Below are 26173 nucleotides of genomic sequence, written 5' to 3'. Positions count from 1 at the left end.
TTCCGGCCCCCGAGCTGCCGCCGTACGGCCGGCGCCGGGCCGGAACCGCCGCGCGGAGCGCGGTCACGGGCGAAACTGGCCCGTACAGACGTGCCCGAGGGCATCGGCGAACCTCCCGCCGGCCCCGGGAGACCAGCGGACCCGACGGTCCGGCCGAGCGAGTACGGAGATGAGACCGTGACCGACACCAGCATCCCCAGCGCCGACCAGTCCCTGGACGAGGAGACCGTGCCGGCTGCCGTCCTCGACGAGGCCGACGAGGCCGACGAGGCCGACGAGGCCGACGAGGCCGAGGAGACCGAGGCCGAGGGCGCCCGGGAGAAGAAGGCACCGGCCGAGAGCGAGCTGTTCCGGCAGAGCGAGATCGCGGCCGACTACGTCGAAGGGCTGCTCGACATCCTCGACTACGACGGCGACATCGACGAACTGGTCTCCGGCGGTCGCCCGGTCGTCGAGGTGGTCGGAGGCCGGCTGCAGAACCTGGTCGGCCAGCGCGGCGCGACGCTGGAGGCGCTCCAGGAGCTGGCCCGGCTCGCCGTCTTCCGGCAGACCGGCTCGCCGAGCCGCCTGCTGCTCGACGTTGGCGGCTACCGGGCCGCCCGGCGCAAGGAACTCGCCGCCGTGGCCCGCAACGCCGTCGAGAAGGTCAAGGAGTACGGCGAGCCGGTGCGCCTGGAGCCGATGTCCGCCTTCGAGCGCAAGTGCGTGCACGACGTGGTCAACGCGATGAGCGGGGTGGAGAGCGAGTCCGAGGGCGTCGAGCCGAGCCGCCGGATCGTTGTCCGGCCGGTGGCGGACTGACGGGGTGACCCACGACGAGACGCCGGCGGGTGCCGGGTCCGGCCCGGGCGGCACGCCGCCCGGGCCGTCGCCTGTGCACCCGGATCCGGCCACCGACCCGGTCTTCTCCGACCGCGACACCGGCACGGCGGCCGACCCGGTGCGCCCCGGTGCCGCGCCGGTGCCAGGTGACCCGGCCTTCTCGGCGCCGGCCGAGCCCGAGATCGAGAGGTACCCCGGAGGTGGGGACGCACCCGCCGAGGTGCCGCCGCCCTTCTCCGGCCGACATGGTCCCGGGGCGGGGGCCGGAGCCACCGGACCGTCGGACCCGGCGGGCACCCTCGCTCCGGTGGGCGACGTGGCGTCGCTGTTCGCCGCGCCTGCCGCGGAGCCGGCGCGGGCCGGCACCGCCCCACGTCCGTCCGCTGTGGACGGTGACCGCCGGGGCGAACCGCGTAAGCCTGCCGGGCGGGCCGACGCCTCCGAGTCTGGCGGCGAGGCCGAACGGTCCGAGCCTGCCGGTCCGGGCGGTGGTGCCGAACGGTCCGAGCCTGCCGCTCGTGGCGAACGGTCCGAGCCTGCCCGTCCGGCCGCTCGTGCCGAACAGTCCGGGTCGGCGGACGCTGCCGGGCCGGACCAGGTTGCCGGGTCGGATCGGGTCGCGGGGTCGGATCGGGTTGCCGGCTCCAACGGGGTCGCCGGGCCGGACGGACCGGTGGGGTCCGACGGAAGCGTCGGGTCGGACCGGGTCGCTGGGGCCGACCGGGTTGCCGGGGCGGACGGAGGCGTCGAGGCGCCGCCGCCGGCCGAGGTGACCCTCCCGCCCGAGCTGGCCCAGGCCGCCCGTACCCTCTTCGGCGACCGGCTCGACCTGGCCGCCGCGTACGCCGAACTGCTGGCGACGGACGGTGTGCTGCGCGGCTTGATCGGCCCACGCGAGACGCCGCGCATCTGGGAGCGGCACCTGCTCAACTGCGCCGCGCTGGCCGAGCGGATCCCGGACGGGGCGAGCGTCATCGACGTCGGCTCCGGTGCCGGACTGCCCGGCCTCGTGCTGGCGATCGCCCGGCCCGACCTCACCGTGACGCTCGTCGAGCCGCTTGCCCGGCGGACCGGGTTCCTTATTGAAACGGTCGAGCGGCTCGGCCTGGCCCGCACGGTCCGGGTCTTCCGGGGGCGCGCCGAAGAGGCCGCCGCCGGCAGCCGTGACACGGCACCGCTGAGCGCCGACGTGGTGACCGCACGGGCGGTCGCCGCGCTGGACCGGCTCGCCGCGTGGTGCCTGCCGCTCGCGGTGCCCGGCGGCCGGCTCATCGCGCTCAAGGGCGCCTCAGCCGCCGAGGAGATCGCCGAGCACGGCGCCGCCGTGACGCGGCTCGGCGGCGGCGAACCCGAGCTGCACCGGTGCGGGGTCGGCGTGATCGACCCGCCGGCGACCGTGGTCGAGGTGGTCCGGGAGCGGGTCGTGGGTCCGGCCCGGAAGAAGGGTCCGAAGCGCTCGCGTGGTGGGCGCCGGCGCGGCGGCCGGGACGGGGATCGCTGACCCGGCAGGGCTTCCCGGTGTCGTTTCGGCGGCCGGATCGGCCTCGGGACAGGTGATCGAGCAAACCCGACGTGGACCGGCCGCGCCCGTCCGCCGTAGGCTGACCGCGCGTCGATAGTGTGGAGCGGCGGTGCCGGGACGGCACCCGAACCCGACCGTTCCCGCCGGGCCGTGCAGAGCGCGTCGAGCGCGAGGGCCTGATTGACGGGGTGCGGACCGACCATCCGGAGCGGGCAGGGATGCAGGTGCATGACGACGGCAGGTACGACGATCCACGGGTGACCGGTTCAGGAGGACGACCCTCTGCCGACGATCCCGTTTCACGTGAAACCGACCACCCGGGCTGGCCGGTGGGCGACCCTCGCGGCCCGTCTCCCCGTGGGCCCGAGGAGGATCCGGCGGTGCGCCGGGACGTGCCCGGCCGGCCGATCTCGTCCGTGCCGGCGAACGTGCCGCTGAGCCGCGAGCCGCACGACCCGACCGACGGTCCGGCGAACGCGCCGAGCGCGCGGCCCGGCCCGGTGCGGGGCAACGCGGCCGTGCCGGCTCGGTACGAACCGCAGCCGCCGGTGTCGGGTGTGCCGCACCAGCCGGCGCCGCAGGCCGCTCCGGACGCGGTGACGGGTGTCGTGATTCCGACCGACACGCCACCGGCCGCCGGCTACAGGACCGAGGCCGCCCCCAGCACGTACGTTTCACGTGAAACCCCGACGCGCGAAGAGGATGACCCACCGTTGGCTATGGAGGCGATGCGTGCCGTGCAGATCCTGAATCCCAGTGGCGAGGTGACCATGCCTCGTCCCGCGCGGACCCGGGTGATGTGCGTCGCCAACCAGAAGGGCGGCGTGGGCAAGACCACGACCACGGTGAACCTCGCGGTGGCGCTCGCCCTGCACGGCAACCGGGTACTCGTGGTCGACCTCGACCCGCAGGGCAACGCCTCCACCGGGCTCAACGTCCCGCACCACACCGGCGTACCGGACGTCTACGACTGCCTGATCGACAGCGTGCCCCTGGAGGAGGTGGCCCAAGCGGTCGAGGGCATCCCGAACCTGTGGTGCGTGCCGGCCACCATCGACCTGGCCGGTGCCGAGATCGAGCTGGTCTCCGTGGTCGCCCGGGAGTCCCGGCTGGCCCGGGCCATCGCCGGGTACCCGGGGCACTTCGACTACGTCTTCATCGACTGCCCGCCCTCGCTCGGCCTGCTGACCGTCAACGCGCTGGTCGCCGCGCAGGAGGTGCTGATCCCCATCCAGTGCGAGTACTACGCGCTGGAAGGCCTCAACCAGCTGATCCAGAACATCAACCTGGTCCGTCAGCACCTGAACCCGAAGCTCGAGGTCTCCACCATCCTGCTGACCATGTACGACCGGCGTACCCGGCTGGCCGACGCCGTGGAGCAGGACGTCCGGAACCACTTCGGCGACAAGGTGCTCCAGGCGGTGATCCCCCGGAACGTGCGGGTCTCCGAGGCACCCAGCTACGGCCAGTCGGTGATGACCTACGATCCCGGTTCGCGGGGGGCGACGAGTTACTTCGAGGCCGCCCAGGAGATTGCCGAGCGGGGCGTCAAGGAGCCGGTGAGCCGGAATGCGTAGTGCGAAGAAGTCGCTGGGAGGCGTCGCATGAAGAACCGTCCTCGCGGCGGACTGGGCCGAGGGCTGGGTGCCCTCATCCCCACCGGGCCCGCGCCGAGCGATGCCCCGGCGGTCGCCGATTTCGAGAGCGGTACGGCGTCGACAGTCCCGGCTACCCCGGTGACCGGTGCGACCGCCGCCATCGTCGGTCCGCCCACCCCGGCGGCCGAGCCCGAGCCACAGCTGAGCCCGGTGCCCGGCGCTCGCTTCGCTGAGATCCCGGTCGACGCGATCGTGCCCAACCCGAAGCAGCCGCGGCAGGTCTTCGACGAGGACGCCCTGGAGGAGCTGAAGACCTCCATCCAGGAGGTCGGCTTCCTTCAGCCGATCGTGGTGCGCCAACTCGACAGCGAGAAGTACGAACTCGTCATGGGCGAGCGGCGCTGGCGCGCCGCCCAGGCGGTCGGCCGGGACAGCATCCCGGCGATCGTCCGGGACACCAAGGACGACGCGATGCTCCGGGACGCCCTCCTGGAGAACATCCACCGGGCCAACCTCAACCCGCTCGAAGAGGCGGCCGCGTACCAGCAGTTGCTGGAGGAGTTCGGGGCCACCCACGAGGAGCTGGCCCGCCGGATCGGGCGGAGCCGGCCGCAGATTTCGAACACCATCCGGCTGATGAACCTGCCGGCCCAGGTACAGCGGCGGGTCGCTGCCGGAGTGCTCTCCGCCGGCCACGCCCGGGCGCTGCTCAGCCTCGACGACACCGAAGCCCAGGAGCAGCTCGCCAAGCGGATCGTCGCCGAGGGCATCTCCGTACGCGCCACCGAGGAACTGGTGGCACTGGCGCTGGCCGACGGCCCGGCGAAGGCCCCGGCGGCCAAGCGCCGACCGAAGCCCCACGCGCCGGCGCTCTCTGATCTGGCGGACCGCCTCTCCGACCGGTTCGACACCCGCGTGAAGGTCGACATCGGCCGGAGCAAGGGCAAGATCACCATCGAGTTCGCGACGGTCGACGACCTGGAGCGGATCGTGGGCATCATCGGTGTAGGCCAGGAAGAGCCGCCGACGGAGTAGTCGCTCCGCCTCGACTCCGGCCGCGTGGATCCCGTACGGACCACGCGGCCGAGTCGTATCCGGGGTAGCCGGGAGCGGGCTGGCCCGGCATCGGTGCTCCCGGCCAGACGGGCCGAGCCGGCCCCTACCCCCGGCCGGGCTGGCCTGGCATTCGAGACGGCTGGCCGGGCATTCGAGACGGCTGGCCGGGCATTCGAGACGGCTGGCCGGGCATTCGAGACGGGTGGCCGGGCTGCGCCACGGCTGGCTTGCCGAGCGCCCGAGGCGGCCGCTGGCGCAAGTTGGTTGGCCGGGCTGTGCCGAGGTAGCTGCGGGACTAAGTGGTCGGCGAGCAGACGCCCGAGCTGGGTGCAGTGGGCGGCCGAGATGCGAGCGGGTCGCCGGTGTTGCGGGTCGGCCGAGCAAGTACACGAGCCGGGCGCAGTAGGGCTGGCCGAGCGGCCGCTGGCGCCGCCGGTCGGCCGACTAAGTACCCGAGCCGGGCACAGTGGGCCAGCTGGGCGGTGCCGAGCAATGCCGGGCGGTGCCGAGCAGTGCCGAGCAGTGCCGAGTCGCCGTAGGCGCAGTGGCCGGGGCGAAGCAGCGCGGCGGCGCCTCAGCCGAGTCGGCCAGACAGGCGGGCCCTTGGCACGGGGTGTGCCGCGCCCTCCCGGGCGAGCCATGCCATCCCGACGTCCGAGCCGCGTGGTCCGGATCAAGGTCGGTCGGGCCCGGTGGCCCTCAAGTGACGGTTCCGTTCGCGTCCGAGGGTGCAGCCGGGCCGCACTTGCCGCCGACGGTCGCCGGGCCGTGTTCGTCGCCGTGGAGGTGGGCGCGCCGCGGCGACCGCGGTGCGGCACCGCGACCGCAGGATTTCGTACACCGCCGCTGAGCGAGCCGGACGCACATGGACCCAGTGCCGCTGCGGGTCCACGGAACCAATGCCGTAGGACCCGCTGAGAGGCCTCCTGCCGGCCTACTGTGACCGCGCTGTCCCGGCTCCACCGGGTGGGCGCCTCGATCGGCGCTGTGGGGCTCAGGGGCGTTGGTGGTCCCCCGGGGCGCGGATGAATGAAGGCAGGCCCTGTTTCACGTGAAACGACGGCCATGGGGCCCAGCACCGCCGCCCCCCGTGCCGAGACTCAAGCCGCCACCGGCGGAGCGACGAAGGGCGATCTGGGAAGCCCACACGCCAGGTCGAGTTCGCCGGGCCGGTCACACGGCAGCAGTGGCACACCGCGTCGGTGGATCGTTCCGGAGGTAGACCGGCGGTGGATACGGCTCGATTGGAGGCCGGGCGGGCAGGGTTCTCCGGGGTCGGTTGCGACCGACGGAGATGAAGCCAGCCGCTACTCCGGTGTGGCCGGAAGCGACGACCGCGCCGGTTGGGAGTCGACTCTCGGATGGGAATCGGTAACGGGTGCGCTCGCCCGGCGCTCAAGCGGTCTGGGAGCGGGCGGCCTGCCGGGAGCCCAAACGTCTGCACCGCACCGGTCGCCGATCCCGCAGGATGTCAGCACCAAGAGGCGGAGGCTTCGATCTCGGGCCGGGTGAGTGTGCCGACGGGCACTTGACCGCCGGGGACCTGGCCGGGGGACCGAAGGCGACTGCCGGCCCCGGGGACTGCTGCCCATGACCGCGGCGTGGCCGAACCACACTGAGCCAGCGCTGCGGCCAAGCCTTAAGGCGGCTGGACAGTGCGGATTCCGGACCGAGGCGCGCCGTTTCACGTGAAACGACGCCCGAGTTGGCGCAGCGGTCCAAGCCTCGATGTAACTGGATGGGTGGCGATCGGACTGAGCCGCCGTTTCACGTGAAACAGGGCTCAGGGGGCACCGAGCGCCGGCCAACGTGCCGTCAAACCACGGGTCGGCCCGAGCCCGTGCCGAGCTGCTACAGCCAACCGGTGTTGAACCAGCGGACCCTGGAGTGCGCCGGTTCGGACGGCCGTCAGGGTCGACAATGACGCGCGGCGGAAAAGCCGGCCGACCTCACCGCGGCGTCATCGGCGCCGCCCCACGGAAAGGCGTCAGCGATCCGCCCACCGCACCCGGCGGCGATCCAGCGGCTCGATCGCAGCCGGTAGTTCGGTCGAACCCGGCTCCCGGATGTCGAGCAGCGCGACCGCCGACCTCGCCGACGCCACCGTGACGTCGACGTTGGACCGGACCTCCGGCCGGGCGGCGAGGACCGCGTCTGGGCGGGGAACGACGGCCTCGCCGCCCGACCCGTACTGAGGCGAGCCGCGGCTGACGACGACGCCATCCCGGCGGTACCACCGACTCACCGGACCGTGAGGAATGCGAGCCACCGCCGCTGGTGGTCTGGTGTCGGACGCCCTCACCCGCCGACTGCTCGCGTGAGCACCCTCCCGTGACCGCAGCGCGACCGTCGTGCCGCCGCGGTCTCAGCGCTTGCCCTTCCGGCCTGATCCGTCGGGCCTGGGGCGCTCCGGGTCTGATCCATCCGGCTCGGGGCGTCAGATCCGCGCCGGCCGGCCCGATCGCCACTTACGAAACGACCGACTAGGACCGCTCCGGCTCAACGTGAAACTTCGCCTGCGAGCTCCCGAGTCCGCCCTCGCCGGCGTGGCACCGGGTAGGCCTTCGGGTTCGGCGGAGGTCCGTAACGGCTCAGCGATGGATGGGCGATCGGGCCTCCATGGGCCGGTGCCGATGCCCGACTCCGTCGTTAGGAAGTAGGGGCCGCGTCCGGTGCAGAACGCCATCGGGCGCCGCGTCACGTTATCCACAGTTGTTTTCCACAGGGTGCCGTCGTTTCACGTGAAACAACACGCTGAAAGCCTTGCTGAGCTGTGGATGACGCGGTGTGGCGGTGACCTCAGCTGCCTGTGGACAACCCGGTGGACAACCGGTGGACGGTCATCCGGATTCCGCCGATCACCGGGGGAATCGGGTAGGGACAGGCGTCGCTGACTCGGTTAGGGTCAGCGTCGTGCAGGACACCCCTCCCTCAGTCCCGGACTTCACCCAGTGGCCCTCCTTTCCCTTCGAGGGCGATCTTCACGTCAAGCAGCTCGACGATCCGGTGCCGGTCGAACCTCCCCGCCGTGGGGAGGGCAACCGGGAGTGCACCGCCTGCGCCGCGCCGGACGAGGCGTACATCTGGGTTGGCGAACGATGGCGGGTACGGACCATGGACCGGCCCACCGGCCTGCCGATGGTGCTGATCCTGGAGTCCCGCTCGCACCTCGATCTCGGTGACCTTCCGAACCTGCTCGCCGCCGAGCTTGGCGTGATGACGGTACGGCTGGAACGCGCCATCCGGTCGCTGGACGGGGTGGCCCGCGTTCACGTCAACCGCTGGGGCGACGGCTCAGCGCACCTGCATCTGTGGTTCCTGGCGCGGCCCTACGGGCGACTGCAGTTGCGGGGCACCTTCCTGTCCCTCTGGGACTCGATTCTGCCGCCGATCTCCGAGTCGCAGTGGCGGGAGAATCTGGCTATGGTCGCCGCCTGGCTGGCCGAGTTCGGTGGCCGACCGCTCGCCGAGCCGCCGCGCATCCAGTGGCAGGCCCCGTCCCGCTTCTCCTCCTCGGCGAGCGAGAGCGTCGACAGCGTGCCGGAGGACGAGGCCGTTTCGGTGATCGAAGCCGCCGAGGAAAACCCGGAGCCGGAACCAGTTGAGCCGGCCGAGCACGCCACGCCGCCGGGGAAAGTCCCGCCGACCGACCACCCCGCATCGAGCGAGGACCCCGCGCCGACCGGCCACACCGCGCCGACCGGGCATGCGGCGCCGACCGGGCATGCCGCGTCGGTTGAGGCCCTCGCGTCGACTGAGGACACCGTGTCGACGGAGCCAGCCGAGCCAGCGGGGCGCCCGGGCCCAGCAGACCGGGCCGAGCCAGCGGGGCACGCTACGTCGCCAGGGCAGGCCACGTCGGCAGGGCGGGCCACGTCGGCAGGGCAGGTGGACAACGCGGACCAGGTCGAGCGGATCGAGGTGCCAGCGCAGCCGGATCGGTTCGAAGCGGAGCAGAGCAAGCCGGCACCGAGCGCCGGCTGACCGAGGCACCCGTCCGCCGCACCGCGGCTGGATCGCCCACTCCCTGCACGCCAGCGCGGCGGATCGAGCAGGTCGTCGCAGCCGATTTCGGTGAGGAAGCCGCCCGAGCTTCCCCCAAAGCCGCCCGCGCCGACCCGAGCCGCGCCGACCCGGCCGCGCCGACCCGAGCCGGCCGCGCCGCCCCGTGCCCGCCGCGCCGCCCCGCGCCGGCCGCGTCAGCTAGCAACAGGATCGGGAACGCGGCCGGCGGGGCGGGTGACCTGAGAGCGCGGGGAGAGCTACGGGCGACGGCCCGCTGCGCGGCTGACCAGCGACCCGAGCACCCGGCCGAAGTCGAGCCCGGCGGCCTGCACGGCCAGCGGCAGCAGGGAGGTCTCGGTCATCCCCGGTGAGACGTTGACCTCCAACACGTGCGGCTGCCCGTCCGCGTCGACGATCAGGTCGACCCGGGACAGGTCCCGGAGGCCGAGCGCGCGGTGTGCGGCGAGGGCCACCTCGGACACCCGCCGCCTGGTCTCCTCGTCGAGCCGGGCCGGCGCGTGCCAGGTGGTGCGGCCGGCGGTGTAGCGGGCCGCGTAGTCGTAGACGCCGTTGCGGGGCACGATCTCGACCGGGGGCAGCGCCTGCGGGCCGGCGCCCAGGTCGACCACGGAGACCGCCACGTCCATCCCGGGCACGTACCGCTCCACGAGCGCCGTCTGGTCGTACGCGAAGCAGCCGACCATGGCGGCCGGCAGCGACGCCGCGTCCCGCACCACGGCGGCACCCAGCCCGGAGCCACCCTGCGCCGGCTTCACCATCAGCGGCAGGCCGAGCCGGTCGACGATCCGGTCGAGCACGGCGACCGCGCCGAGCTCGGAGAAGCGGTCGTGGGGCAGGGCCACCCAGTCGGGGGTGGGGATGCCGGCCTCGCGCAGGACCGCCTTCGCCGACGGCTTGTCCCAGGCGAGCCGGGAGGCGCGCGCGTCGCAGCCCACGTAGGGGATGTCGCAGAGGTCGAGCACCCCGCGCAGCGAGCCGTCCTCGCCGGTGGCCCCGTGCAGCGCGATCACCACCGCGTCCGGCGGGTCGGCGGCCAGCGCGGGCAGCAGGGCCACGTCCGCGTCACGTAGCTCGGCTTCCACGCCCACCGCGCGCAGCGCGTCGAGTACCCGCCGGCCGGACCGTAGGGATACGTCCCGCTCGTAGGAGAGGCCGCCGGCGAGCACCAGCACGTGCAACTCGTCGGTGGCGGCGGGGTCGGTCACGGAATCCTGGGCGGCGGGGCTGACGGCCATGCCGGCATCATGCCAAGTCGGGACCGGGCGCGTCCGCGCCGCCCTGCCGGCGCCGCGGCCCGGCGCCGCCGACCGCCCCGAAGACCTTCCGCATGGCGATCTCCTGCTCCATCACGCCGGCCAGCCGGCGGACGCCCTCCCGGATCCGCTCCGGGGCCGGGAAGGAGAAGTTGAGGCGCATGTTGCCGGTGCCGGTACCGTCGGCGTAGAAGCCGGTGCCCGGCACGTACGCGACGCGGGCGGCGATGGCGCGCGGCATCATCGCCTTGGAGTCGAGGCCGTCGGGGAGGGTGGCCCAGACGAAGAGGCCACCGCCGGGGGTGGTCCAGGTGGTGCCGGCGGGCATCAGGTCCGCGAGCGCGTCCAGCATCGCGTCCCGGCGCTCCCGGTAGACCTCCCGGTAGACCTTGAGCTGCTGCCGCCACGGCATGGTGCCGAGGTACGTGGCGACGGCCGCCTGGGCGTACCCGCTGGGGCAGAGGATCTGCGCCTCGCTGGCGATCACCAGCTTGTCGCGGACGGCGTGCGGGGCGAGGATCCAGCCCACGCGCAGGCCCGGGGCGAAGGTTTTGGAGAAGGTGCTCAGGTAGAAGACCCCGTCGCGCCGCCGGGCCCGCAGCGGGGCCGGCGCCTCGCCCTCGAAACCGAGCTGACCGTACGGGTCGTCCTCGACCACCAGCAGGCCGGCCCGCTCGCAGATGTCGAGCACCCGCTCGCGCCGCTCCTCGCTCAGCGTCACGCCGGTCGGGTTCTGGTACGTGGGGATGGTGTAGAGGAACTTCACCCGCCGGCCGGCCCGGGCCAGGTCGGCGATGGCCGTCTCCAGCGCCTCCGGGATCAGCCCCTCGTCGTCCATCGGTACGTGGGCCACCTGGGCCTGGGCGGCCTGGAACACCCCGAGCGCGCCGACGTAGGTCGGGCCCTCGGCGAGCACCACGTCGCCCGGGTCGAGGAAGAGCCGGGCCACCAGGTCGAGCGCCTGCTGACCGCCGACGGTGACCACCACGTCCTCGGGCGAGGCGCCGCAGGCGGCGTCGATCCCGGAGAGGGACATCACCTCGCAGATCCGCTCGCGCAGCTCCGGGGTGCCCTGGCCGATGCCGTACTGCAGGGTGGTCGCGCCGTGCTCGGCGCCGAGCCGACCGAGCATCTCGCCGACCGCGTCCAGCGGCAGCGCGGCGATGTACGGTGCCCCACCGGCGAGCGAGACCACCTCCGGCCGGCTGGCCACCGCGAAGAGCGCCCGGATCTCGGAGGCGGTCATCCCGCGGACCCGGCGGGCGTACCGGTCGGTGTAGTCGTCGAGCGTCGTGCCGGTCATGACATCACCTCGATCGGGTGTCGGTGAAGCGGCCGTCCGGTGGGTACCCCCGATACCGACATCCATGGCGGCGCGGGACGGCCGGTTGGTCGATCGTAGTCCGCGGGCAGCCGACCCGGACCAGCCATCCGGGTACGTCCACATCCCGGACGGGCCGTCCCGCCGCCGGGTGGGGGTTCGCGCGTCCCCTCCCGAACCGCGGAGCGGCGGCGTACGATCGCTCGTCGGGGGCAGGGGAAAGCGGCGGAACGTGTGCACCGCGGTGGTTACCGCCCCGAGCCTATTGGTGGGGATGCGCTGATGTCGCGACGTCTGGTCAGTCTGACCCTCGACACCCTTGAGGACCTGCCCCGTCCCTGCCGGGAGTGCGTCTACTGGGAGCTGGATCCGGTTTCGGCCGATCGGGCCTGCGCGGCCGGTGACCCTGGGCTGGAGAAGGAGGCCTGGGTCTCGCAGACGCTGCTGGAGTGGGGTTCCTGCGGCAAGCTCGCGTACGTCGACGGGATGCCCGCCGGTTTCGTCATGTACGCCCCGCCCGCGTACGTTCCGCGCTCGATGGCCTTCCCGACCTCGCCGGTCTCGGCGGACGCCGCGCTGCTGATGACCGCGAACGTGGTGCCCGCCTTCGCCGGCGGGGGTCTGGGCCGGATGCTGGTCCAGGGCGTCGCCCGGGATCTCACGAAGCGCGGCATCAAGGCGATCGAGGCGTTCGGTGACGCCAAGTTCGGTGACGGCGCGGCGGACGACCCGACCCGGGCCTGTGTGGCGCCGGCCGACTTCTTTCTCTCGGTGGGCTTCAAGACCGTCCGCCCGCATCCCCGCTATCCGCGCCTGCGGCTGGAGTTGCGCACCGCGCTGAGCTGGAAGTCCGACGTCGAGTACGCGCTGGAGAAGCTGCTCGGCTCGATGAGCCCGGAGTCGCTGCTCCGCCCGGTGCGGCCGGCCCCGGCCACCCGCGCGACGAGCTGACCACCGCCCCGATCCGCCGGGCCAGGGCCGTCGGACCAACGCCACCGAGCAAGCGCCACAGCGAGCGCCACCGAGCAAGCGCCAGAGAGCGAGCGCCGACGGGGTTCAGTCCACCACCGTGCCGGCGGCGACGATCGCCCGCAGTTCGCTCACGTCGATCGAGCCGGTCGGCACGTCCCGCTCGATGGGGAAGTACATCCGCTGCACGGCGGCGACGATCGCCTCGACGATGGTGTCCCGGAACCGGGGGTCGACCAGCCGGCCCCGGTCCTCGGGCGAGGTCAGGTAGCCCACCTCGACGCGGACCGCGGGCATCCTGGTCAGCCGCAGCAGGTCCCACGACTTGGCGTGGGTACGGCAGTCACGCAGCCCGCTCCGGGCGACGATCTCCCGCTGCACCAGCCCCGCCAGGCGTTCCCCGGTGGCCGAGGTGACGCCGTTGTCGGTGCCGTAGTGGTAGGTGGCGACCCCGTTCGCCGCCGGGTTGGCGTGCCCGTCCATGTGCAGCGAGATGAAGACGTCCGCGCCCAGGGCGTTGGCGAGCTGCGCCCGGTCGGCGTCGGGCAGGCACGTCGCCGGGGACGGGCCCCGGGTGAGCTGCACCCGCACCCCGGCCGCGGCGAGCCGCCCCTCCAGGCGGCTGGCCAGGTCGTACACGATGTCAGCCTCGGTCCAGCGGAGCGGGCCGTCGGGCACCACCTCGCCCGGGTCGGTGCCCCCGTGCCCGGGGTCGATCACCACGGTGCGCCCGACCAGGGTCGGCCCGGCCTGGCGGATGGCGTCGGACTCGCGGAGCCACTGCGGGCGTCCGCCGACCACCTTGCGGCCGAGCCGGCGCAGCGTGTTCATGGTGTGCGGGCCGCAGGCCCCGTCCGGCTTCAGTCCCATCTCGCGCTGGAACTGGGCGACCGCCCGGGAGGTACGCACGCCGTAGATGGCGTCGGCGCGGCCCACGTCGTACCCCATCTCCAGGAGGCGTTCCTGGAGCGACCGGACGTCCTCGCCGATGAGCGGCTCGGGCACGGCGTGGTAGAGGGTGCGGGCGCCCAGCCGCCAGCGGGCGGCGTCCAGCGCCCGCCAGGTCTCCGCGCCCACCCGTCCGTCCACGCTGAGCCCACGGGACTGCTGGAACGCCCGGACGGCCCGTTCGGTCGCGGTGTCGAACTCGTCGCCCGGCCCGTCGGACGGGAGCAGGTCGAGGGTGGTGAGGACGGTGCGGATCTCGGCCACCGCGGGGCCCCGGTCACCGGGTCGGATCGGACGCACGACGACCCCCTCTGCGCGGATGGTGGCTGGCCGGAGACTCCGGAGGATGTGCTGCTGGTGGCTGGCCGGAGACTCCGACGGAGGTGCTGCTCCCCCGACCCGGGGGACGCCTACGGAGCGTACCGTGACCGATCACCCGGAGCTGCGGGTTCGCGGAGGTCTCCGGAGAGCCGGAACCCCGTCACCCAGGCCGGGTGACGGGGTTCCGTGGGGTACGGGGTCGGCTCAGAGCGCCGACTCGATGAGCTTGACCAGCTCGCCCTTCGGCTTGGCGCCGGCGATGGACTGCACCGGCTCGCCGTTCTTGAAGATGGTGAGGGTCGGTACGGACATCACCCGGTAGGTGCGGGCGGTCTCGGGGTTCTCGTCGATGTTCAGCTTGACGATGCTGACCTGGTCGCCCATCTCACCGGCGATCTCCTCAAGCAGCGGCGAGACCTTACGGCACGGACCGCACCATTCCGCCCAGAAGTCGACCAGGACCGGCTTGTCGGACTTGAGTACGTCGCTGGCGAAGCTGGCGTCGGTGACCGCCTTGGTTGCTCCCACTATGAATCCCTCCTCCGGGACTTGCTTCTGAGAATTGTTCAGCCGTTCAGGGTGGCGATGAAGCGCTCGGCGTCGAGTGCGGCGGCACAGCCCGTGCCGGCCGCGGTGATCGCCTGCCGGTAGGTGTGGTCCACCAGGTCGCCGGCGGCGAAGACACCCGGGATGTTGGTCCGGGTGCTGGGCGCCAGCACCTTCACATACCCCTCGTCGTCGAGGTCCACCTGGCCCTGGAAGAGCTCACTGCGCGGGTCGTGGCCGATCGCCACGAAGACGCCCGTGACGTCGAGCACCTTGGTCTCGCCGGTGTGCACGTTACGGACCCGGACCCCGCTGACCTTGCCGTCTGCGCCGAGGACCTCCTCGACCACGCTGTTCCACTCGACCTTGATCTTGTCGTTGCCCAGCGCGCGGTCGGCCATGATCTTGCTGGCCCGGAACTCGTCCCGTCGGTGGATGATCGTCACCGACTCGGCGAACCGGGTGAGGAAGCTGGCCTCCTCCATCGCCGAGTCGCCGCCGCCGACCACCACGATGTGCTGGTTACGGAAGAAGAAGCCGTCACAGGTCGCGCAGGACGACACCCCGTGGCCCAGGTACTCCTGCTCGCCCGGCACGCCCAGCGGGCGCCAGGCCGAGCCGGTGGAGAGGATGACGGCCTTGGCCTGGTACGCCGTCTCGCCGACCCAGACGGTGCTGACCGTGGGCGAGCCCACCTCGCCGGTGTCCTGCAGCTCGACCCGGGTCACGTCGTCGGTCAGGAACTCGGCGCCGAACCGCTCGGCCTGCTTGCGCATGTTGTCCATCAGCTCGGGGCCGAGAATGCCGTCCGCGAAACCGGGGAAGTTCTCCACCTCGGTCGTCGTCATCAGCGCACCGCCGGACTGCACGCCCTCGATGACGAGCGGCTTGAGGTTGGCGCGCGCGGCATAGACCGCCGCCGTGTAACCGGCCGGCCCGGAGCCGATGATGATCAGGTTGCGGACCTCGTCCACTGCCGTCTCCCGATGTGTGTGTTCGTCACCGGCCGCGTACCGATGCCGATCCCGAGTGCCGGCGGCTCAACGGCCCCGGCGCCTGACTTGCAGAACGTCATCGTACGAAGTGGGGATTCCCGAGCCGGTCATCCGGTGGGTCACGTCACGTGGCGGACACGTCCGGGTGACCGTGATCCTCACCCTACCCGGGTACGGAACCGGGTGTCCGCGCCGGAGCCCGGGACGCCACACTCGGGTCCACTCACCCACGCCCACCGCGCGCCGCCGCCGTCGACGAAGGTGACGACCAGTGCCGGCACCCCCTGGTAGGTGGCGAAGTCGACCAGGTCGACGGTGAGCGGCCCGGTCGCGTGCTCGGTGCTGATCGCGGCGAGACAGGCCGCCAGCGCCTCCGGCTGGCCCAGCCGGTCCAGCCGCGTCGCGAACGGGACGCGCTGGTCCCGCGGGGCGTCGCCGGTGGCGTCCTTGCCGCCCGCCGGGGTCGTCGGCCCGACGCTCCACTCGCGGGTCCCACCGGAGAGCCGCTCCGGGCCGTAGTCGGTGCCGCTGTGCTGCGGGGGTCCGGTCGTGCGGAACGGCGCGGCGGCCGCCATCGGCGCGGCCTCGTCGGCCGCGGGCCGGCCGCCGTCGGCCACCGAGCCGGCGAAGCCGCCGCCGGCGCCGACCAGGTTGCCGACCCCGAGACCGACCGCGGTGACCGAGGCGGCGGCCACGGCGACCGGTCCGGCGATCCGGACCCAGCGGCGCGCCCGCCGGCCGGGACCGGTGTGGTGACCGGTGCCGCCGGCCGGCCGGGTGCCACCGGTGGGCTGCGCGGGTACGGGCCCCGGCCGAGGGGCCGGCCCGCCGTCCGGTGCCCCCGAGACGCCGGCCGTGACCTCCGGCCCGGTGGCTTCCCGCTGCGCGTCGACCGGAGCCGGACCGGCACCGGCCAGCGCCGCCGTGATCCGGTCCGCCACGGCGAGCGGCAACTGCGGGGCCGGGGCGGCCGCCCAGCCGGACAGGTCGGCCCGGACCAGCTCCACCGCCCGGGCCAGCGCCGCGTACGCCTCGGCCCAGGCCGGGTCGTCATCGATCAGTCGGGCCACGGCGACCTGCTCCGGCGTACCGTCCAGCGCCCCGCCGAGGTAGTCGGCGAGCAGGTCGTGGTCGACCCCGCTGAACTCCCGGGCAGTCACGTGTCCTCCTGGCTGGCGTCCCGCCGGGACCACCCCGACGTCGATCCGACGCCCTCGGGCGGTCGCGGGTTCCCCCCGGTGACCGGGCGCACGTCCGCGGTCTCGTCGGACCCGGTCCGCAGGTGCCCGAGGAGCCCGGCGAGGCGGGCCCGGCCCCGGGCGCAGCGGCTCTTCACCGTCCCCTCGGCGACGCCGAGGATCCGCGCCACCTCGGCCACCGGATAGCCCTGGACGTCCACCAGCACGAGCGCGGCCCGCTGCTCGGCCGGCAGCTGGGCGAGCGCCTGCCGGACCACCAGGGCGGTGTCGTGGTCGTGGGTCGGCGCGGCCGGCTCCACCCCGCCGGTGTGCCGGCCGGACTCCCCGTCGCCGTGCACGCCGTCGGGCAGCGGGACCGTGGCGTGGGTCTGCCGGCGTCGGATCCGGTCCAGGCAGGCGTTCACCACGATCCGGTGCAGCCAGGTGGTCACCGCCGAGTCGCCCCGGAACCGGGCGGCCGCGCGGTGCGCCGAGAGCAGGGCGTCCTGGAGGGCGTCCGCCGCCTCCTCCCGGTCGCCGACGGTACGCAGGGCCACCGCCCAGAGCCGGTCCCGGTGCCGGTGGAACAGCTCGGTGAAGGCGTCCCGGTCGCCGGCGACGTGCGCCCGCAGCAGGTCGAGGTCGGACGTCCCGGCCAGCGGCCCGGCCCCGGTCACCGGCTCGGGCGGGTGCCCGGCGCGACCGGACATCACCACGTCCGGCGGAGGCGGTGCGTCGGCCGCGGCGGTCGGCTCACGAGCCTTGGACCGTGATCTCCTGGACCCCCAGCTTCCAGCCGTCGCCGCTGTCCTTCTGCGGCAGCTCGGTGATCCAGAAGAGGAGGTACTGGTATTTCCGCTCCGGGTCGAACCCGTTGAACGCCATCTTGGTGCCGTCGTGGTCCTCGAACGGCTGCCCGATCCGGGTGCTGTACGCGGCCACGAGCTGCTTGTCGCCCGAGGAGCTGGACGGGAACTCGGCCGTGCCGGCGAACAGCTCGGCCGAGGCGCCGGTGGAGGAGAGGGTGGCCTGGAGCGACTTGACCGTGTGCGGGGCACCCAGGTCGATCCAGATGCCCATGCCCTTCTTCAGGCCGCCGAACTTGCCGTTGTTCCGGTAGCTCTGGGTCTCCCAGCCCTCGTTCTCGTCGCCGTCGATCACCTTCTCGGCGTTGCGCACCTCGGCGCGGTCCCGGCTGTCCGGGTCGATGATCCGCACGTCCTGGATGGTCAGCTTGCGGACCGGAGCGTTGGTCGGCGTGGCGTCGCCGGCCGCCGGAGCGCTGCTGGAGGGGCGGGCCACCGGCTTGGTCTTCGGGTCCTTGTCGTCGCCCAGGACGCTGATCCCGACGAGCAGCCCGACCAGGGCCACCGCCAGCAGGCCGGCGATGCCCAGGGCGACCTTGCGGCCACCGGCGGAGGCCAGCGGCGACGGCTCCTCGCCGGTGTCCGCGGTGAACCGCAGCGGGCCGGCCTGCTCGAGGAAGTGCTCGTCGGCCGGCACGTCCAGCCGGCCGAGCTCCGCCGCCAGCACGTCCGACGACGGCGGGGCGATCTCCGGGTCGAGCAGGTCCATGGTCAGGTCGTCGAGGTACGCCGGCACGCCGGCGCGGACCTGCCGGGGCGCGGCGATCGAGCCGCTGGCGTCGCGTACCGCGTCGGGCAGGGCGGCCCGCCCGTGCCCGGCGGTGGCACCGTGCAGCGGGGCCTCGCCGTGCGGCCAGTGGCCGGTGAGCGCGAAGTAGAGCACGCCGCCGACCGCCCGGATGTCGGTCTCCTGGCTGTCCGCGCCGTCGGTCCGCGCGTCGGCGAGCACCACCCGGCCGTCGTCGCTGATCATGACGGTGCCGGGGTGGACGTTGCCGTGCACCATGCCGGTGGCGTGCACGGCGGCGAGGGCGCTGGCGACCGCGTTGCCGATGGCGGTGGCGCGCACCGGGTCGAGCGCGCCGTCGACGGCGACCAGCTCGCGCAGGGAATGCCCGTCCACCCACTCGCGGACCACGTACGCCCGGTCGGCCTCGTCGATCGCGTCGTATACGCCGACCAGGTTCGGGTGGATCACCCGGCTGGCCGCGACGGCGGCCTGGAGCATCTCGGTGGCGGAGTCACCACCCGGGTAGCGGAGGACCACCGCGACGGGACGGCGCAGCACGACGTCGACCCCGCGCCAGACCAGGCGGCCGGCGCTGTCGTTGTTGATGTGCTCGACCAGCTCGTACCGCTCGGCAAGGACCTCACCGGCCGTGGGAGCACCGAAGGTCATGACCGGAGGTGCGTTCTCCTCCGCCTCCTGACCCTCGCCGACCTGGGTCACCCGTCCTCCCTCGGTGATCGTGTCGATCGATGGACCCGTGCTGCTGGGCATGTGGCTGTCCGCTCTGCCTTCGAAGGAACCGGCAGGCCGGCGTCGACGCCCGCGTCGGCACCTGCCGTACCCGTCGAGAGCGACCTTACCCGGGATGCCCGGTTCTCCGACATGTCATCTTCCCGGCGGAGCCGGTGGGACGCCAGCGACCACGGCGGCCGGCCGCGGCCCGGTTGCGTCTCGCCGCGTCGACTGACAACACGCTCCCGCCAATCTAAAGGTTGCGGTCGGGCGGTGGACGCAGGGGCGGACCGGTGTGGCGACCCCTCCAGCGACCTGCGGTTTCCCCCGGTCCAGCTGGTCACCCTCATCCTTACGGCTGGTTGTCCACAGGCCGGTAGGCCCACTGGGCGGCGGAAGCCCGAGTTATCCACAGCCGTATCCCCAGGCTGGTGATCCTCGTTCACCCTCCGTCATAGCCGCTGGTCGGGCTCATCGACCCAGGCGACGCCGGACCATCGCGACGACCTCGGTGATCTCACCGATCCGCAGCACCATGGCCAGCCCGAGGTACGTCGCGCCGATCACCGCCCCGCCGATTACCAGCTGGACCGCCGCGGCGAGCCAGCTCAGGTGCGCCGGGTCGCCGGGGAGCAGCTTGACCACCAGCAGGCCGACCAGGGCGGCGCCGAGCGCGGCGACCACCACCCGGCCCATCGTGCGCATGATCCCGCCCAGCCCGATCCGGCCCACCCGGGGACGCAGCAGCACCGCGGAGAGGATCGCGGCCGCGACGTACGAGACGGCGTTGCCGAGCATCATGCCGGCCGCCGCGAAGGTGGCCGAGAAGGCCAGGAAGAGGCCGACCTGGAGGAGCACCCGCAGCGCCACCACCGGGATGTTGATCAGAGCCGGGGTGCGGGTGTCCGGCAGCGCGTAGAAGGCGAAGGTGAAGAGCTGGCTGATCGCGAACGGGACCAGGCCCAGCGCCGCCACCAGCAGCACGGTCGAGGTGGCCACCGCGTTGTCGCCGGTGAACGCGCCGTACCGGAAGACCACCACGGAGATCGGGCCGGCCAGCACCGCGTAGCAGACCGCGATGGGGGCGAGCACCGCGGTGACCATCCGGGTGCCCCGGGACAGGTCGGCGGTGACGTCGCCGAACCGGCCCTCGGCGGCGGCCGCGCTCATCCGGGGCATCAGCGCGGTGATGATCGAGACGGCGATGATGCCGTGCGCCATCATCAGCAGCAGGAAGACGTAGTTGTAGATCAGCAGACCGGCGTTCTTCCCGCCGCCGACCCGGGTGAGCAGGTTGACCACCACGAAGAGGCCGAGCTGGTTAACCCCCACGTAGCAGAACATCCAGCCGCCGAGCCGGGCCAGCTCGCGCAGGCCGAGCGCGCGGAAGTCGAACCGCCACTTCCACCGGAAGCCGACCTTGCGCAGCGCCGGCAGCAGGCCGGCGGCCTGCACCGCGACGCCGAGCAGGGTGCCGCCGCCGACCAGCAGGATCCGGCCGGCGTCCATCTGATCCGGCCGCAGCGCCCGGGCCCCGTACACCACGATGTACAGGCCGAAGGTGCCGGCGACCACCAGGTTGTTGAGGATCGGCGCCCACATCGGGGCGGCGAAGTGCCCCCGGGTGTTCAGCACCGCGGCGATCAGCGCGCTCAGGCCGGTGAAGAACAGCATCGGCAGCATCAGATAGGACAGGTCGTTGACCAGGCCCTTGTACGTGTCGTCCTTGCCGGCGGCGTAGATCGCGGTGATCACCGGTGCGAGCAGCACCGCGATCAGCGCGGCGGCGGCCAGGGCGAGCACGGCCAGGCTGAGCAGCCGCTGGGCGTACGCCTCGCCCCGGTCCGGGTCGATCTTGCGGCGGCGGACCAGCACCGGGATCAGGACGCTGGTGAGCACGCCGCCGAGCAGGAACTCGTACACCTGGTTCGGCAGGAACTGGGCGGTGGTGTAGACGTCGCCGACCGCGTTGCCGAGCGCGGCGCCGATCAGCAGGTTGCGGATGAAACCCGTACCCCGGCTGACCAGGCTGCCGATCGCCATCACCGCGCTGTTCGCCGCGGCGCTGGTCTCGGCGACCACCTCCTGCGGCGGCGCGGTGGCCTCGACGGCCGGTTGGTTGAGCGGCTCGGCCGAGATGAAGGTGGCCTCGTCGTCCGGTGGCTGGGCGCCCCCGTGCGCGTTGGCGCTGCGGTACAGGCCGCCGCTCATCTCCAGCCTCCCAGGGGTACGTCGCAGCCGGACCTGCGGGCCCGCACACCGAGACCTTAGTCAACCTCGGTGGCATACCCGCGCCCGGCGCAGTTGTTCCCGCCCCGGCCCGATAGGCTGGCGATCCCATGTCCGAAGCCTCCGCATCCCACGCCGCCGACCGCCGTGAGCTGACCGGCGTCCAGCGCAACGCCGTCGCCGAACTGCTCCGCGTCTCGCCGGTCGCCGACGAGCTGGGCCGCCGCTTCGCCCGGGCCGGCCACGAACTGCACCTGGTGGGTGGCTCGGTGCGGGACGCGCTGCTCGGCCGCCTCGGCAACGACCTCGACTTCTGCACCGACGCGCACCCGGACCAGACGTTGAAGATCGTCCGGGGCTGGGCCGAGTCGGTCTGGGAGACCGGCCGGGAGTTCGGCACCATCGGCTGCCAGCGCGACGGGCTCAGCCTGGAGATCACCACCTTCCGCGCCGAGTCGTACGACCAGGTCAGCCGGAACCCGGTGGTGGAGTACGGCACCAACCTCGTCGACGACCTGCAACGCCGGGACTTCACCATCAACGCGATGGCGGTCAGCGTCCCCGACCACCGGTTCACCGACCCGTACGGCGGGCTGGCCGACCTGGCCGCCAAGATCATCCGTACTCCGGGCACGCCCCAGGAGTCGTTCGGTGACGACCCGCTGCGGATGCTGCGGGCCGCCCGGTTCGCCGCCCAGCTCCGCTTCGCGGTGCACCCGGACGTCCGCGCGGCGATGACCCGGATGGCGGCGGACCTGGACCGGATCACCGCCGAGCGGATCCGGGACGAGTTCACCAAGCTGCTCTGCGGCGCCGACCCGGTCACCGGGCTGCGGCTGCTGGTCGACACCGGGCTGGCCGAACGCTTCCTGCCGGAGCTGACCGGGCTCAAGCTGGAGATCGACGAGCACGCCCAGCACAAGGACGTCTACGAGCACACCCTGACCGTGGTCAGCAACGCCATGTCGATGGAGACCGACGGCTGCGACTTCGTGCTGCGGATGGCCGCGCTCATGCACGACATCGGCAAGCCGGCCACCAAGGCCGTCGGCCCGGACGGCCGGGTCAGTTTCCACCACCACGAGGTGGTGGGCGCCCGGCTGACCAAGGCCCGGATGAAGGCCCTGCGGTACCCCAAGGACGTCACCTCCCAGGTGGTCAAGCTGGTCGGCCTGCACCTGCGCTTCTACGGCTACGGCCGGGGCGAGTGGACCGACTCGGCGGTGCGCCGGTACGTCACCGACGCCGGTGACCTGCTCGCCCGCCTGCACAAGCTCACCCGCTCCGACTGCACCACCCGAAACCGGCGCAAGGCGGCCCAGCTCGCGGCCGACTACGACGCGCTGGAGGAGCGGATCGCCCGGATCGCCGCCGACGAGGACCTGGCCCGGGTGCGCCCCGACCTGGACGGCAACGCGATCATGGAGCTGCTCGGCATCCCGCCCGGCCCGGTGGTGGGCCGGGCCTGGCAGTACCTCAAGGAGCTGCGGCTGGACCGCGGCCCGCTGGACCGCGACGAGGCCGAGGCGGAGCTGCTGCGGTGGGCCCGCGAGCAGGAGATCATCGCCTGACCGGTACGCACGAGGACGGGCCCCCGGCACAACGCGCGGCGTTGACCGGGGGCCCGTCCTTGTCGCTCAGGCCTCGACGGCCGGCTTGGTGGTGGTGCCGTTGGTGGTGTGCGCGCCGCCCAGCTTGGCGAGCAGGCCGGGCAGGTCGATGCCGGTGAGGTCGCTGCCGAGCTGGAGGCCCTGGGCCACGTTGCCGGCCACCGACTTCGTCAGCGAGGACGCGCCGTCGGTGGAGATGACGGTCATCTTGTCGATCGCGCCGATCGGGGCGCTCGCCGCCTCGACCACCTGCGGCAGCACCCTGACCAGCAGGTCCAGCACGGCGGCCTCGCCGTACGCGGCGAACGCCTCGGCCTTGCGGGCCATCGCGTCGGCCTCGGCCTGCCCCTTGGCCAGGATGGCCGCGGCCTCGGCCTGACCCTCCCGCTCGACGGCCTCGGCGATGGCGCTGCGCCGGCGCTGCTCGGCCTCACCCTCCTTGGCGCCCTCGATCGCGTTCGCCTCGGCCAGCGCGGCCCGCCGGGCCCGCTCGCCCTCACCGATGAGGCGGGCCTGCTCGGCGGCGGCCTGCGCGGCCGCGATGGTCGCCTGCCGCTGCGCGTCGGCGGTCAGCACGGCCGCGTTGCGGGCCGCCTCGGCCTCCTGCTCGACCTTGTAGCGGGCCGCGTCGGTCGGCTTGCGCACCTCGGTGTCGAGCTGGCGCTGCTTCAGCTCGGCGTTGCGCTCGGCGACCTTCTGCTGCTCGGAGAGGATCGCCTGGTCCCGCTCGGCCTGGGCGAGCGGTCCGGCCGCCGCCGACTTCGCCTTCGCGGCGTCGATCTCGGCCTGGATGGCCGCCTGCTTGAGCGACAGGTTCCGGTTCGCCTCGGCGATCGCCTCCTCGGCGAGCAGCCGCTCCTGCTCGGCCTGCTGACGGGCCCGCGCCTCGGCGATGGCCGCGTCCTTGAGCACCCGGGCCGCCTCCGGCCGCCCGAGGTCCTGCAGGTAGGAGCCCTCGGCCAGGATGTCCTGGAGCTGGAAGGTGTCCAGCACCAGGCCCTGGTTGGTCATCGAGTGCTCGGCCTCCTCGGCGACCGCGCTGGCGAACGCCGCCCGGTCCCGGATGATCTCCTCGACGGTGAGCCGCCCGACGATCGAGCGGAGCGCACCGGCCAGCACCTCGCGGGTGAAGTTGTCGATCTCCTCCTGCTGGTTCAGGAAGCGCTGGGCGGCGGCCCGGATCGCGTCCTCGGTGCCGCCGACCTTCACGATGGCGACGCCGTGCAGGTCGGTCCGGATGCCCTGCTTGCTCACCGCGCCCTTGATGCCGACGTCGATCCGCCGGCTGGACAGGTCGAGGGACTGCAGCTTCTGCACCACGGGCAGGACGAAGACCGACGCGCCGAGGACGACCTTCTGCCCGGACATGTCGGTGGACCGGCCGCCGTCGGCGGTCTGGGTGGTCCGGCCCTTGCGGCCGGTGACGATGAACGCCTGGTTCGGGCCGGCGACCTTGATCCGGGAGAGCACGAACAGGACGAGGAGGACGGCGAGGAGAACCGCGCCGCCGATGGCGACGAGCAGGGGCATGGGTGTTCCCGTCTGTGGAAGGGGGGATCAGTACGTTTCGACGTGCACGCTGGTCTCGCTGAGCGCTTCGACCACGAAGATCCGGGCGCCGACCGGGAGTGGGCGGTCGGCCCGGGCGTTGAGCTTGACCGGCTGGCCGGCGAGGCGTACCCGGACCTCGCCGTAGCCGCTCGCCGGCACCGGGGTGACCACCAGGCCGGTGGCGCCGACCAGGTGGGACCGGGTGGGGGTGGCGTCGGTGCGCATGTTGCGGGCGGCGCGGCTGAGCCGGGCCGCCAGCCACGCGGTGGGCACGGCGGCGACCAGCCCACCGGCCGCCGCCCCGGCGATCATTCCGGGGGTACGCCCGCCGAGCAGCTCATTGACGATCGCCGCGCCGAAGCCGAAGGCGCCGGTGAACCCGGCGACCGCCTCCAGCGACACCGGACCGTCGACGTCCGGGTGCCCGATGTGCAGCAGCCCGGCACCGACGAGGGCGAGGGCCAGCACGCCGACCCCCGCCCCACCGATGATCAGAAAGATGAGCGTCCCCGTGGCCACGACCTGCACGGTATCGACATCGTGCAACGTTGCGGCCCGGCCGAACGGTCAACCCGGCGCGACGGTCACCTCGAGCCAGACGTCGCCTCTCCGCGCGAGGAAGAATGGAAACCATGCGTTGGACCGTGCTCGACTCGCCGATCGGGGAGTTCTCCGTGGCCACCGACGGCGCGGCCGTCCGGGCGGCGCACTTCGGCCGGATGGAGTCGGCCACCGAGCGGCCGGGCGACCCGGTCGCCGGGCTGGCGCTGGCGGAGTTGCGCGCGTACTTCGCCGGCGAGCTGACCGAGTTCACCGTGCCGGTGCTGGTCTCCCGCGGGTCGGAGTTCGAACGCGCGGTGTGGCGGGAGATGACCCGCATCCCGTACGGCGAGACGCTCACCTACGGCGAGGTGGCGCGGGCGGTCGGCGAGCCGGGCGCGGCCCGGGCGGTCGGGGTGGCCTGCAACCGCAACCCGGTGCCGGTGCTCGTGCCCTGTCACCGGATCGTCGGGGCGGGTGGCAAGCTGGTCGGCTTCGGGGGCGGGCTGCCGCGCAAGGTGACCCTGCTGGAGCTGGAGGCCGGGGTGGCGCTGCGGCGCGCCTGGCTCTCCTGAGGAGTTGTCGCACAATTCGTCCGCCCTGGTCCGAGCGCTGCTCGCCATCATCTCCTCCGGCAAGATCCCGAGTCGTGCGGAGGAGACGTGGCGCCCAGCGTGGTTGACGTGCAGACACGCGAGTTATACAAATCTGGTATGGCCTTCACCCTGAACCTGAAGCCCGAGGTCGAGCAGCGGCTCAAGGAGCTCGCCGAGGCGGAGCACCGGTCGATGCACAAGACGGTCGAGGTGGCGGTGCAGGCGTACCTGGACCGGCACGAGCGCGACGAGTGGACCCGGCAGGCCGCCCGCCGGGTGTTCCAGGAGGACGCGGAGTTCTTTGAGATGTTGGGGGATCGGTGACCCACCCCTGGCCGGACGCGGAGGACCTGCTGACCCTGCTCGCGGAGTACACCGGCCCCCGGAGCCAGGTACGGGATGCCGGAATCCTGGTGGCGGCGACCGCCCGGCCGCACGCCCGGCTGCTCGGCCGGCCCGCCTATCCGACCGCGCTGGAGAAGGCGGCAGCCCTGCTGCACGGGTTGATGATCTGGCGTCCCCTCGACCTGTGGAACGCCGGGCTCGCCTGGGCGGCGATGCGCATCTTCCTGACCCGGTCCGGCCTACGCCTCAGCATGCCGGCCAAGGAGCGGATGGCGTTGACGGACGCGCTGACCAGCGGCGAGGTCGACTCGGTCGAGGAGCTGGCGTTGCGGCTCTCGCCGTACCTCGACATGACGGACTGAACGCGCGAGGGCCGGGTCCGTGTGGACCCGGCCCTCGTCGGTGCTGCTCGTCAGCGG

Annotated in this window: 20 protein-coding genes and 1 pseudogene; 10 read left to right on the top strand and 11 right to left on the bottom strand. The window is 73.0% G+C overall.

Annotated features, from left to right (window positions below):
* Positions 1 to 177: 177 nt before the first annotated feature.
* From AB0I11_RS14550 to AB0I11_RS14530, 5 genes are all read left to right on the top strand, one after another.
* The gene (locus tag AB0I11_RS14550) at positions 178 to 801 is read left to right on the top strand and encodes a R3H domain-containing nucleic acid-binding protein (RefSeq protein WP_357319118.1); all 624 of its coding nucleotides are present in this window, start codon (positions 178 to 180) and stop codon (positions 799 to 801) included.
* A gap of 790 nt (positions 802 to 1591) precedes the next feature.
* The gene (rsmG, locus tag AB0I11_RS14545) at positions 1592 to 2323 is read left to right on the top strand and encodes a 16S rRNA (guanine(527)-N(7))-methyltransferase RsmG (protein ID WP_357319218.1); all 732 of its coding nucleotides are present in this window, start codon (positions 1592 to 1594) and stop codon (positions 2321 to 2323) included.
* Between the two features lie 245 nt (positions 2324 to 2568).
* Complete coding sequence (locus AB0I11_RS14540) at positions 2569 to 3921, top strand: AAA family ATPase (protein WP_357319215.1); 1353 nt, start codon at positions 2569 to 2571, stop codon at positions 3919 to 3921.
* A 27-nt stretch (positions 3922 to 3948) separates the two neighbouring features.
* The gene (locus tag AB0I11_RS14535; RefSeq protein ID WP_357319115.1) at positions 3949 to 4977 is read left to right on the top strand and encodes a ParB/RepB/Spo0J family partition protein; all 1029 of its coding nucleotides are present in this window, start codon (positions 3949 to 3951) and stop codon (positions 4975 to 4977) included.
* Between the two features lie 3159 nt (positions 4978 to 8136).
* Positions 8137 to 8982 (top strand): hypothetical protein, encoded by an 846-nt coding sequence (locus tag AB0I11_RS14530; protein ID WP_357319212.1) that lies wholly within the window; start codon positions 8137 to 8139, stop codon positions 8980 to 8982.
* Positions 8983 to 9260: 278 nt separating this feature from the next.
* Here AB0I11_RS14530 and AB0I11_RS14525 read toward each other — a convergent pair whose 3' ends face one another.
* Entirely contained in the window at positions 9261 to 10259 is a 999-nt protein-coding gene (locus AB0I11_RS14525) for a D-alanine--D-alanine ligase (protein WP_357319112.1), read from the bottom strand.
* A 7-nt stretch (positions 10260 to 10266) separates the two neighbouring features.
* Positions 10267 to 11580: a PLP-dependent aminotransferase family protein gene (locus tag AB0I11_RS14520; RefSeq protein ID WP_357319109.1), complete on the bottom strand. Its 1314-nt coding sequence runs from the start codon at positions 11578 to 11580 to the stop codon at positions 10267 to 10269.
* A gap of 300 nt (positions 11581 to 11880) precedes the next feature.
* Here AB0I11_RS14520 and AB0I11_RS14515 point away from each other — a divergent pair, with 300 nt between their 5' ends.
* Positions 11881 to 12549, top strand: coding sequence for a GNAT family N-acetyltransferase (locus AB0I11_RS14515; protein WP_357319107.1), 669 nt, complete (start codon positions 11881 to 11883; stop codon positions 12547 to 12549).
* 105 nt (positions 12550 to 12654) lie between these two features.
* On the opposite strand, the gene AB0I11_RS14510 is transcribed toward AB0I11_RS14515, so the two are convergent.
* From AB0I11_RS14510 to murJ, 7 genes are all read right to left on the bottom strand, one after another.
* Positions 12655 to 13815, bottom strand: coding sequence for an N-acetylmuramoyl-L-alanine amidase (locus AB0I11_RS14510; protein ID WP_357319104.1), 1161 nt, complete (start codon positions 13813 to 13815; stop codon positions 12655 to 12657).
* Between the two features lie 225 nt (positions 13816 to 14040).
* Positions 14041 to 14364 carry a thioredoxin gene (gene trxA, locus AB0I11_RS14505; protein ID WP_357319100.1) on the bottom strand — a complete coding sequence of 108 codons (324 nt, stop codon included), beginning with the start codon at positions 14362 to 14364 and terminating at the stop codon, positions 14041 to 14043.
* A 38-nt stretch (positions 14365 to 14402) separates the two neighbouring features.
* A complete protein-coding gene (gene trxB, locus AB0I11_RS14500) occupies positions 14403 to 15356 on the bottom strand; it encodes a thioredoxin-disulfide reductase (RefSeq protein WP_357319097.1) in 954 nt (317 codons plus the stop codon).
* 179 nt (positions 15357 to 15535) lie between these two features.
* Positions 15536 to 16537: a hypothetical protein gene (locus AB0I11_RS14495; protein ID WP_357319094.1), complete on the bottom strand. Its 1002-nt coding sequence runs from the start codon at positions 16535 to 16537 to the stop codon at positions 15536 to 15538.
* Positions 16534 to 17265 carry an RNA polymerase sigma factor SigM gene (gene sigM / locus AB0I11_RS14490; protein ID WP_357319091.1) on the bottom strand — a complete coding sequence of 244 codons (732 nt, stop codon included), beginning with the start codon at positions 17263 to 17265 and terminating at the stop codon, positions 16534 to 16536. The genes AB0I11_RS14495 and sigM overlap by 4 nt, the downstream gene beginning before the upstream one ends.
* 43 nt (positions 17266 to 17308) lie before the next feature.
* On the bottom strand, positions 17309 to 18922 hold the full coding sequence (locus AB0I11_RS14485; RefSeq protein WP_357319088.1) for a protein kinase family protein: 1614 nt from the start codon (positions 18920 to 18922) through the stop codon (positions 17309 to 17311).
* Between the two features lie 432 nt (positions 18923 to 19354).
* Complete coding sequence (gene murJ / locus AB0I11_RS14480; RefSeq protein ID WP_357319085.1) at positions 19355 to 21094, bottom strand: murein biosynthesis integral membrane protein MurJ; 1740 nt, start codon at positions 21092 to 21094, stop codon at positions 19355 to 19357.
* 128 nt (positions 21095 to 21222) lie between these two features.
* Here murJ and AB0I11_RS14475 point away from each other — a divergent pair, with 128 nt between their 5' ends.
* Positions 21223 to 22683, top strand: coding sequence for a CCA tRNA nucleotidyltransferase (locus AB0I11_RS14475; protein WP_357319082.1), 1461 nt, complete (start codon positions 21223 to 21225; stop codon positions 22681 to 22683).
* Between the two features lie 66 nt (positions 22684 to 22749).
* Here AB0I11_RS14475 and AB0I11_RS14470 read toward each other — a convergent pair.
* A pseudogene (locus AB0I11_RS14470) lies at positions 22750 to 24261 on the bottom strand (SPFH domain-containing protein); the annotation flags it as partial.
* Between the two features lie 18 nt (positions 24262 to 24279).
* Entirely contained in the window at positions 24280 to 24801 is a 522-nt protein-coding gene (locus AB0I11_RS14465; protein ID WP_357319079.1) for a hypothetical protein, read from the bottom strand.
* A gap of 104 nt (positions 24802 to 24905) precedes the next feature.
* Here AB0I11_RS14465 and AB0I11_RS14460 point away from each other — a divergent pair, with 104 nt between their 5' ends.
* From AB0I11_RS14460 to AB0I11_RS14450, 3 genes are all read left to right on the top strand, one after another.
* A complete protein-coding gene (locus AB0I11_RS14460; protein WP_357319076.1) occupies positions 24906 to 25388 on the top strand; it encodes a methylated-DNA--[protein]-cysteine S-methyltransferase in 483 nt (160 codons plus the stop codon).
* Positions 25389 to 25526: 138 nt separating this feature from the next.
* Positions 25527 to 25733, top strand: coding sequence for an Arc family DNA-binding protein (locus AB0I11_RS14455; protein WP_357319073.1), 207 nt, complete (start codon positions 25527 to 25529; stop codon positions 25731 to 25733).
* A complete protein-coding gene (locus AB0I11_RS14450) occupies positions 25730 to 26116 on the top strand; it encodes a hypothetical protein (protein WP_357319070.1) in 387 nt (128 codons plus the stop codon). Before AB0I11_RS14455 ends, AB0I11_RS14450 begins: the two co-directional genes overlap by 4 nt.
* The last annotated feature ends 57 nt before the right edge of the window (positions 26117 to 26173 follow it).

It is taken from the genome of Micromonospora sp. NPDC050495 (assembly GCF_040655175.1).
Lineage (GTDB): Bacteria > Actinomycetota > Actinomycetes > Mycobacteriales > Micromonosporaceae > Micromonospora.
The sequence above is the reverse complement of the archived record's forward strand: the minus strand, read 5'-3'. Positions and strand labels throughout refer to the sequence as shown.